General features: G+C 32.8%; 6 protein-coding genes and 1 pseudogene. 4 read left to right on the forward strand and 3 right to left on the reverse strand.

Annotated features, from left to right (window positions below; genetic code table 11):
* Positions 1-770 precede the first annotated feature (770 nt).
* The 4 genes from ASJ81_RS05330 (at position 771) to ASJ81_RS05345 (ending at position 4932) form a co-directional block, all read left to right on the forward strand.
* On the forward strand, positions 771-1103 hold the full coding sequence (locus tag ASJ81_RS05330; RefSeq protein WP_095643585.1) for a hypothetical protein: 333 nt from the start codon (positions 771-773) through the stop codon (positions 1101-1103).
* Positions 1104-2427: 1324 nt separating this feature from the next.
* Positions 2428-3006, forward strand: coding sequence for a PKD domain-containing protein (locus tag ASJ81_RS05335; RefSeq protein ID WP_170943207.1), 579 nt, complete (start codon positions 2428-2430; stop codon positions 3004-3006).
* A 554-nt stretch (positions 3007-3560) separates the two neighbouring features.
* Entirely contained in the window at positions 3561-3800 is a 240-nt protein-coding gene (locus tag ASJ81_RS05340) for an MTH865 family protein (protein WP_095643587.1), read from the forward strand.
* A gap of 280 nt (positions 3801-4080) precedes the next feature.
* Positions 4081-4932: a methanogenesis marker 8 protein gene (locus ASJ81_RS05345; protein WP_095643588.1), complete on the forward strand. Its 852-nt coding sequence runs from the start codon at positions 4081-4083 to the stop codon at positions 4930-4932.
* Between the two features lie 176 nt (positions 4933-5108).
* Here ASJ81_RS05345 and ASJ81_RS24145 read toward each other — a convergent pair whose 3' ends face one another.
* The 3 genes and pseudogenes from ASJ81_RS24145 to ASJ81_RS05355 all read right to left on the reverse strand — a co-directional run bounded on the left by ASJ81_RS24145 (position 5109) and on the right by ASJ81_RS05355 (position 10037).
* Positions 5109-5243, reverse strand: a complete 135-nt coding sequence (locus ASJ81_RS24145; RefSeq protein ID WP_275112531.1) for a hypothetical protein — start codon at positions 5241-5243, stop codon at positions 5109-5111.
* 456 nt (positions 5244-5699) lie between these two features.
* Positions 5700-7097, reverse strand: a pseudogene (pap, locus tag ASJ81_RS05350) (polyphosphate:AMP phosphotransferase); the annotation flags it as partial.
* A 2475-nt stretch (positions 7098-9572) separates the two neighbouring features.
* A complete protein-coding gene (locus ASJ81_RS05355) occupies positions 9573-10037 on the reverse strand; it encodes a hypothetical protein (protein WP_095643589.1) in 465 nt (154 codons plus the stop codon).
* Positions 10038-10484: the final 447 nt, after the last annotated feature.

Below are 10484 nucleotides of genomic sequence, written 5' to 3' on the forward strand. Positions count from 1 at the left end.
TAAGCTATTTTGATAAAAGTTTCACTTTAGAAAGTAGCGGAGCGTATTGATTTTAGATAAAATATTCAAAAAAAATATCTAATGAATAAACAAATTCTTTGGCATTTTTGCCAAAGAATTTGTTTTTCAAGATTATTGCAGCTTTTTGAGGTAGTTAGCAGAGAAAATTGTAGGTTTGAGGAAAGAACAATAAGAGAAATCACTAGATTATGGAATTGTGTCCTAAAAACATGCTAGTTATGAATCTAATTCTAAAGTTGTTATTATTATACTGAAGACTCGTAATTTGTCCTATCCTATATTCCAGATTATCTGTATAGCATCTGAAGGTTAAGTAATCCTTAAAAAATCTCAAAAAATTAAAAAATAACAAGCCTTATGATAATTAAAATCAATAAGAAAAATATAATTAAAAAATTAATATTAATAAATAAATCACACATTTAATAATAAATTATTTAATATATTATTTTTTGGCATATTTTTTTGGATATAAGAATATAATAAATCAAGTTTTGTTTAATATTGGTTTCTAATTTATATTTCTCTAATTATTATATCCACTTGATAATAATACACTAGCAATACAATAAAAAATCACTTTTATCGGCGAATACTAAGCAAATGTAATTTAACAATCACATAGTCTCCTAAAAACTTAGATGGATTATTGATTCTTAAATCGAATATATTTGCGCATAAATAGTGAATTATAGACCCGATATAAGTAAAATTGTATATAATCTAGCAAAATAATAGGGAAGATCTGTATGATAGAACAAAATTTTAACAAAATAAAAAAGACCGTGTTTATTTTGCTGGCGGTCTTTTTTGTAGTAGCAGTAACTGCTGCATCAGCAAGTGCATGTGCTTCAGATGGTTCTGAAGAAAAGACTAAAGAAAAGCCGGCTAATGTGGTTGATCCAAAACAAGCTCAAGAAGCAGCCCAAAAGATAGCTCAAGAAAAGCTGGGCAACAAATTGTTAGACATGGTAGAGAATAACTGGTTCGGCAATGGCAAGGGAAGCTATTCTGACAACGGTTGGGGAGGCGATTCCGACAATGGTTGGTCTGATGATGACTGGTTCAGTGGTGGTTGGTAAGACCATCAGGACTACCAATTGTTAACAAGTCTGACTATGAACTAATCTGTAGATGTTATAAACCAGTAAGTACCCATTTGTATAATTCCGCATAGTATTATAGAAGTAGTGAGACTCTCAATATATTGGAGTCTTTCCTGATAGGACTTACGCAGTAAAAGAACTAAATGAAGCGTGAGCAGTTCTATAAAGTGTTGTGGAGAAGAAAGTTTAAAATTTCATGCTGTTGTCTTTCGGTTTAACCGCGTAAGTCCCATATAGGAAAAACAGTCTTTTTTGCTTAGGATAAACAGTTTGTCTGATTTTATATTCTGTGCCATATGATATAAAATTCTTTTAAAATATCGCGTTTTCTTTCAATTGACACAAGAAATATTGAGAATCTTTAAACTTTTACAACACATTGTTTATTCAACAAGATTGTTGGGATAATTCACTTATTCCGTGTTTCAAGTGTCCTATTTTGTAACCATAAGAATATGATTGTTACTTATTCTAGTCTTATCACATTAACGGAGATAAATATTTTTATTTCTCATTAATATATAATATATAGACATCTAATTTATATATGATATATCCAAAAAATATATAATAAACTTGTTTTATCCATATTTTGGAAGGTCTGATGTCGATTCCGAAAGCATCCACAAGCCTAGCCAACATCTCATAGTGGTCGTACCTTATTTTCGATATAGCGACATTTAGAAGAGTACCTCAGACGGAATCGACATCATGCACCTTCAAACTCTTTTTCCGTGCAGCTACTGGCAAATAACATATAATATATAAAACTCTTTTATTTAGGTATGTCCAAAATGTATAATAATCAACTGAGTTATTCATAAGCTATTCATAGTCTAGGAGATTTCCAGTTATTGACTTAAAATACCATGACCCTCAAGTATCTCCTGTGGCTATTTCTCATCACCGAAGTAATATCGTCTCAAGCAATGCATCAAATTGAATCGATACCAGCGCCTTTACATTTCTCTTTTTCTTAATCGGTGACTCTGCACCCAATTTACTGGATGAAAAAGGTTTCTTTTTCTATCGGTGATTTTTAAGCTATAATGGATATGACTAATCTTTGGTTATGTAGTCAGAATCGCCGTTAGTAGTAGAGCAATTTTCGTCCAAACTAATGTTATCTTCAGGTCTGTAGAGTTATGAACATCTTGCTTACCTGACAGTTACATATTAAAAATTATTTATGCCGAGTTCTATTTATTTAGACCGTTTCTAAAATTATATAATGAATGTTGTCTATTCATACGAACTGATGAAACGAACAACAACTTTCTTTGTATTAGCCTTATTGGCTTTGACGTTATGTACAGCCACCGCAGGCGCTTCATCTACCAGTACTGCGTGCAACGTAAAAATTGTGAAGTTTACAGTGAACAATCCAACCGGAACAGCACCAGCCAAAGTAGGATTTACAACTTATACGGCAGGCAATGTTACAAGTGTTCAAGTACAGGTATTGGATAAAAATGGAAAGGTAGTTGCATCCTGCAGATCTTACTGTACACACTGTACGGTAAAACATATCTGTAACTGCTCGCTTACTCTTAAAAACCCTGGTACCTATAACGTAAAAGTAACTGCATATGGCACTGGAAGTTGTCATGTAGAGCAGACTAAAAAGTCAGCCATTACGATAAAAGCTGTAAATCTCGTTCCAAATTTTACATGCAGCGCATCCGGTAAGAAAATTACCTTTAAAGACGCGTCTACAGGAGCTGCAAAATGGTCCTGGAACTTCGGTGATGGCTCCAAATCGACTTCTAAGAATCCAACTCACACATATAAAAAAGCAGGAAAATATAAAGTTTGCTTGACCGTATGCAATTCAGGAAATTCTTGTAAGTCTATCTGCAAGACCGTGACCGTAAAGTAATAAGGGAGAACCTCCCTTTCTATTTTTTATTTAATATTGACGGATTTACTTCTTGCACGCTTTCGTTTCCAGTTACAAGACCTGGTTTAGTGTCTTTGTTGCTCTTCCCTATCTAGCTTTCTCTTTAGCCATTCGCTGATTCTCAGTTATTATCTTTCTAAAAACTCTCGCTTTATCTTCCTATTATTCACTTAATGCCTTCCTTGACATCAGATATTTTCGTGGACTGGACATGGTGTATGGAAAGCGAACTGATGTGCCTATTTAAACTCAGGCATTTTTGATCCTTCGTTTTGCGTCGCTCAAGTTCACAATTTTGCATTTTTAGCATTATCCGGTTATGTTAGATAACTCATATGCAGTAATACAGTGAACTGCATTAACTACATTTTAATGCCGATTAAATATATATCAATAACCTGCCAATAAAAGAGTGTAGAATGAATTCTCCCGGGAAATCAAACTGCAAAGAACCAGAATATCAAATAAAGAAGAGATAAGAAACATAGGAAGAAAATAAGTTTGAGAAAAAAATCAAAACGTGAGGAATAAAAATGACAGTAAGAGATGATATTCACGGACAGATAATTGCAGGGCTTAAAGGTGCAAAATTTCCTATAAATACCCCTGAAGAATTGCTCGCTGCATTTCCTGCAGGTGCAAACACAACATGCAGGTCTGGAGACCTTGCAGTCACTGCAGGAGAAGCAGGCAAGCTACTTACTCCAGCAGATTTTCCATTTAGGGATGAAAAAAAAGTAGCAGACACAATAGTTGAAAGAGCAGGACTTTAAATCCTGCTCTTTTGTTTGATACTTCTCTTTTCTTTCTTCTTTTACTCTCTGTTTTTTATCGTTATCTATATCTCTTACGCTCGATTTCATTGACAGATTTATAGTTTCAGCCTAAGCAAAAAATCAGTAATGTTTTTATGATGTCAAGTCAACAGTAAATCAGATAGTTTGTAAGAGGGTAGCACGTAGTAAAGTTAGAGTAGTTAAGGCAAGAATCAGAATATCAAGTGACACTATTTCAAGTGATATTATTTCTTCGATTCCGGAAGGTGTGTTTCAAATGCCTCACATAATGGAAATGATGGGTAAAGCCAGAGTAGTCGTAAAAGACGGTAAGGTTGTGGAAGTCGGAGCCCCTGAAGTAGAATGGTGCCCACTTTTTGTCAAGCTGCGGGGAGTCCAGAAGATGACTCAGGACGAAATCCGGAAAAATATGGAATCCCGTATTACCGAGTTAGGTATGTTTACGGAAAAGCGTAAGCTCGAGTTTGAAACAACCGTTGTTGCCTTTGGCGCTTCAGAAATAATGATGAGTGGCCTCAATAACGGCTTTTTAGAAACAACCGTAACCGCCTGCGATGGTGCAGGGACTGTTATATCGGACAATCCGGCACTAGTTCAAGGAATCGGAGGCAGGATGTCAGGTCTGATTGAAACCGAGCCAATAGATGCTGTTATTAAAGGAATTGAAGAGCGTGGAGGAACTGTACTTGAGCCATCAAATGCAGCCATTAATCCTGTAGGTGGGGTAAGGAAAGCTGCCGAACTCGGCTACCGAAAAATTGCAGTAACTGTGGCTGACCCAAAAACTGCAAAAAGCCTTAGGAAGCTCGAACCCGAACTAGGACTTGACCTGATAATAATTGCCGTGCATGTCACGGGCTTAAGTAGAGAAGAAGCTCAGGATATTCTTAAAAGTTCAGATATCGTGATTAGCTGTGCTTCCAGACATATCAGGGAACTTGCAGATCCTCTTGTCCAGGTTGCGGCCGCAATTCCGCTTTTTGCCCTTACTCAGAAAGGAAAAGAACTTGTGATTGAAAGAGCAAAGGACATTCAAAGTCCAATTCTGATCAATACTATGAAGCTGCCTGTGCTGCCTGCACATAAGCAGCCTAAGAATTTAATTTAAAAAGAAGTTAAGGCAATCAGGCAGTAGCGCTTACCTGCTTATTTATGTCTGTTACATGCCAGAATCCCTATGTTTTTATAAGATGTTATGGATTTTAAAATTTTACTGTGATCCAATTTTCCGGGTGTCGACTGAAATAATAAACTACTGCCTGATGAGCTGCTGGTTTATGTTAATTACTTTTCTTTTTTTCCTGTTTTGGACGGCTTTACATCCTTCTTTGACGATTTATCGGCTGAAGCTTTTGCCTGTGTTTTTCCACCGGGCGTACCGGCTTTTGGACTGTCACTCATCGTAGATTTTTTTGTCATATAAAAACCTCACTGTAATATTATTTTATATAAGTATATGATTATACTATTTTAAACTTATAAATAAGTTTCCAACTAAAATAATTGTGTATTGATAGGACTTACGCGGTAGAACTGAAAAATCGATAAGCTTCAAACCTCAACTAGATATATATTGAACAGGCAATAAATCCGAACGTGTTGACTCTATGCGTCAAGAAAAAAGTCGGATTAGAAACTCGCTTGTCAAAAGCTACATAAGTAAAGGAAATCATGGTAGATCATTTAGTGGGCTTAGTTTTAGTAAGTGATACGAAATAAAATTCTACTTAAGTATGCGTTATTTAAAATATATATGAGAGTTTTGGAGAATCTTTTTGAGTTTAAATTAAGATGAAAAAAGAACAAAACCTTAAAACAAACTATTTTAGAACAAAATAAAACATACTTTATTAATAAATATTTGTTGAATGAATATTAGTTTTTCAAATTTCTTTCAAGGACTTCAGTAGTACTTTTCAGTACTTTGATTCTTGAGTATCGTTTATCGTTTGATTCTACAATAACCCACTGGGCATTTAGTGTACTTGTTTTCCGGAGCATCTCGTTTGCAGCGATTTCATAATCCTTCCATTTGTCCCGGTTCCGCCAGTCTTCGGCTGTAATTTTCCATTTTTTTTCAGGGTCAAGTTGCCGGCTGTTAAAGCGTTCCAGTTGAGTCTCTTTGTCAATGTGAAGCCAGAACTTGACTACAATTGCTCCGGCCTGTGTAAGGACTTCTTCAAATTCATTGATCTCCCTGTAAGCTCTTTTCCACTCTTCCTCACTGCAAAAGCCTTCAACTCTTTCTACCAGGACGCGGCCGTACCAGCTCCGGTCAAAAATTGTTATATGACCTGCTTTAGGGATTGCTTCGCAGAAACGCCAGAGGTAATGATGAGCCTTCTCTATGTCATTCGGCGAGCCCACAGGAACTACTCTGTAGAGCCTGGGATTTAGATTTTCTACAAGGCGGTAGATATTTCCTCCTTTGCCGGCAGCGTCCCAGCCTTCAAAGACCACTATCAGAGGGAGTTTTTTCTCAAAAAGTTCATACTGGAGGTCTGCAAGTTTTTGCTGATATACTTTTTTTGATTTTTTATATTCACCAGCATCCATCTTTTTGGAAAGGTCAATCTTTTCCAGAATGGAATTGTTAAACTGAGAAACTTCTGAGATCTCAATATCCAGATACTTAAGAGTCTGTTCAGCCGGAATTCTAGTTGCCTGTTCAATAGAAGCTTCAATCTCATGGATGACCGTCATCATAATCTTTAAAGTTGCAAAATCCCTGTCATTAGCTTCCACTATTGTCCAGGGAGCATAAGGCATATCGGTTTTCTCCAGGATCTTCTCGATAAACGGTAGATACTCATTGTATTTATGGATAAAATCAAGATCTTGTTTTTCTTCATCCTCATACTCATCAAATATCGGAATATCGTATTTTTTAAGGCTTTTAAAACGTTCTTTATGCTCTTTTTCACTTATATGAAGGAAAATTTTTATTATAAGATATTTATCATCGGCGAGCTGCCGCTCAAAATAGTTTATTTCTTCCAGGTATTTTTTCAGTTTTTCTTCATATACTTCTTCCCCCAGACATTCTATTATCGCCCTGCTGTACCAGCTCCTGTCAAAGATTGCACTCTTTCCTCTCACAGGAATCCTGGTCCAGAAGCGTGCAATGAAGGGCTTAAGGAGTTCTTCATAGCAGGGCCTGGTCAAGGTGTGGAAATTGTATCCTCTGGGATCCAGTGAAAGAATAAAACGATTAATATCTTCGTCCATGCCGGATATGTGCCAGCCCTCAAAAACAAGAATAACAGGTATTTTTAATTCCCAGGCTTTCCGCTAGAGTTCGCCAAGTTTGGCTTTAAGTACTTTGTAATTTTTTTTGTATTCGCCAACTTCTATCGTCTTGGAGAGGTCAATTTTTTCAAGCATAAAAAGCCCTGTATTTGTTTAAAACTGGATAATTCCAGTGTTAATTACTATTAATACAGTTTTAATGAGATATAACTTATAGAATATAATGGCTTTCTGAGATATACTATGTAATCCCGTATCCAGTTTAATTTTGTCTTTTTTGTATATATTGCCTTATTTTAGCATGAAAATGCTGCCATCAGCATGCGTTTTCATATAGTTGTGCATGTTATTCAAGGAATATCATGTTTGTTTTTTATAAGATCATATTTAATATTTATTTGTCAAGTTTGATAATTTTTGTCCGGAATATTTTAAAAAATAGAAAAGTTTTAGTTTATGGAAAAAATATTCGTTTCACGGGACATTTATCTTCAAGAGTCTACACTAATAAAACGAGGAATATTTTTATAAATATAGTTACATAATTGTTTAGCTTTTTAAATGTAGTATTTACTCATAAACAAGTAGACTATACTAAACAGTTCAGTTTTTAGTTTTCTATGTAGACATATATATGTTAATAGTTAAGCTAACGATTAATTTGTGGTATAGAATATTTAAAATATATCGGTATATAGTTTAAAACTAATTTATTATCAAGATATTTACAAAAAAACTGTATTTAGCTTAGAAATTTCTATTAAACTCATAAATATATATTTTTATCAAATTACTAAATATATAAGAATATATAAGATAATTATATGTATTTTGAAACATATATTTAACTATATGAGATTTGAAGAAGTTACTCATATGCTTATGTATGAAATATTTACTTTAAAATATATTGTTAAATGTATGTTTTATACCATAGTTATTCATATGTGTAATTTCTCCATGTATATACTATTAAGTATATTTTAAAATGCACGTTTTTAGTTCATATGTCATTATATGATACACACCTATTAAAAACATACATTAAAATTTACAATATAATAAATACATAAAGAAAGATACAATTGACAAAACTATTAATCCGTATTTTAAAGTATACATTATATTACACATTTATAATTATTTGCTTTAAATCATTACAGATGTAGCTTCTTTTATTGATTACTCTAAGTATTAGATATATTAAAACAGATTATTAAGTTTAGTTACTCAATAAAATAAACATATGCAATTCATAAACTATTTTGTTAAAAAATTCTAAATCATATCTCAAATTTAAAAATTTGCCATTTTTTTCATTAAAGTCAATATTTATGCCGATATATTTATAATATAGTTTTCTAATCTAATAGTGTAGGCTAATAAAGTCTAATTGCCTTAAAAACACATAGCACAAATTAAACAAGGAAGTAAATTTTTTAGCCATATTTGTAAATTAATAAACTGGTAATTAATCTTCTTCAAAAGAATAAACTTTTTATTTTTTTACGTGACAAACGTTGATTATTCCTATAGTATATGCGGATAACTATTTATCAAATGCTTTCTCTTTTTTCTTTCATGACTTTTTGCGTTTACTGGTGCGGTTGTCGGTCAAATACTCAATATTCTTATAGTCTATGTAATGGTCGACTTCACAAAATCTGAGTCTAAATGATATCCTGTAGAAATTTTCAGCGTTGTGCATATAGTGTATAGGAATGAATTCGTTTTTTAGACTGCTTAAACCTGCAAAAATGTCTCAAAAACCAAAAATCAAAAAAGAATTTGATATATGCATAGAAGTTATAAATTTGTACTATACTTATTACAAGAATGACGTTTTGTTTGCCCAGATAAGAGTTTAGACAGAATTATAAATGACATGAATAGGCAAGGTATGTCTAAAAAGTTTATTTTTTGTAACTTTACTGGTATATCTATCTTTTTTAATTCCGTTTTTATTTGTAGGTATATACATGTATATACACATATATTACACTATTAATATATGAAAGTTTATATATTAACGGATGCTTACTTTTATGTTCCTATATGTATATAATATTTTTTAGTCCTGATAGTGTAGGACTTATGAAGTAAAAAAGTAGTAAAAAACATAGCAAGCACTATACCAAAAAATTTAAGAACATACGTTATGACTGCACTTGAGATTAATCAATCAAATTCTATGTCTCTGTAGGCATATATAAACCTCTCTAATATTTCGGAAGTCGCATAGATAAAAATCCATTAATTTAATAAAAATATAAATTTTATTTTTAAAAATTATCAACTTAATTTTATAATTAATATATATAAAATATAATTTTATTAATTAGTAATAAATTTATAAAAAATAATAGTTTTCTTAATATAATTTTTATATAATAAAAATGGTTATTTCAATGTATTTTTATATAGTTACAATTAATAAACATGAAATTAAAGTTTTTATTTAAGAAGTATCGGAAAAAACAGAGATAAAATGCAACCAAATTATAGTGCCAGCTCAAGGTCAAATATTTCTTCGAAAAGTTTGTATTTTTTGCGGGCCCTATACAGGTACTGACGGATAGGAGTTTCATCTTTTGCCCTGGCAAAAAGCGCTTCGATTTCCCCTCTGGAGAAAACAGCTTCAAGTTTTTTTAGAGGAATCGCCTCCAGCCCTTTCCAGTCATCGATCCTCTGATTACTTATAGGAATCGGAATTGGAAGCAAGGATATCTGGATTTCATCCACCCAATTCCATTCAGAATCGTAAATATTTGCATAAAAAGCCCCGCAAGATATGCATTTTGTTACTACCACAGTTTTCTCTCCTGATACATGATAGCTGAGGCTCATAAGTATGGAATTGCAATTGGTACAATTACCGATCTCATTTTCTTCCAGGCTATAGGCGTGTATCAGGTTCTCTCCAACATATAGATCGTTTTCCTTAAGATCATATCCGTACTCCATATCATTCGCTCCTGGATGAGGTCGAGAGGGTTAATACCATTGGTTTTTGGGCTCTTCCTTATTTCTTTACTTTTTTTCTTTTTAAAGGTTATAAACCTATTAATATTAATCGGGTATATGCTCCTCATTTTTGAGGGATTCTATAAGGTTTAAGTTAATAAAAACGTACGTTTTTGTTTTTATTTCATAGCACTTGTTGTCGATTAACATAAGTTTCCAGAAAAATACTACAAAGAAAGGAGAAAGGATAACTCATAAATATTAGTCATGTAATCAAAAACAGTTACATAAAAATTTTAGTGATTTATGGATTCTTTGCTCAAAATATCATTGATCAGCTTCTAATCATCAACCTATTTTTCAAATTATGTATCCTCTTCAAATTTAAGGGATTTTCAACCGCATAAAAAATATAATAGTTTTTCCATTTTCCCTTATCATATTTTG

This window comes from Methanosarcina spelaei (assembly GCF_002287235.1).
In the GTDB taxonomy this organism is placed as follows: Archaea; Halobacteriota; Methanosarcinia; order Methanosarcinales; family Methanosarcinaceae; genus Methanosarcina; species Methanosarcina spelaei.

Bases quoted from the DNA above. Each gene is read 5' to 3' on its own strand.
- ASJ81_RS24145 (WP_275112531.1), bottom strand. From the start codon at position 5,243: ATGACAAAAAAATCTACGATGAGTGACAGTCCAAAAGCCGGTACGCCC.
- ASJ81_RS05345 (WP_095643588.1), top strand. From the start codon at position 4,081: ATGCCTCACATAATGGAAATGATGGGTAAAGCCAGAGTAGTCGTAAAA.
- ASJ81_RS05355 (WP_095643589.1), bottom strand. From the start codon at position 10,037: ATGGAGTACGGATATGATCTTAAGGAAAACGATCTATATGTTGGAGAG.
- ASJ81_RS05330 (WP_095643585.1), top strand. From the start codon at position 771: ATGATAGAACAAAATTTTAACAAAATAAAAAAGACCGTGTTTATTTTG.
- ASJ81_RS05340 (WP_095643587.1), top strand. From the start codon at position 3,561: ATGACAGTAAGAGATGATATTCACGGACAGATAATTGCAGGGCTTAAA.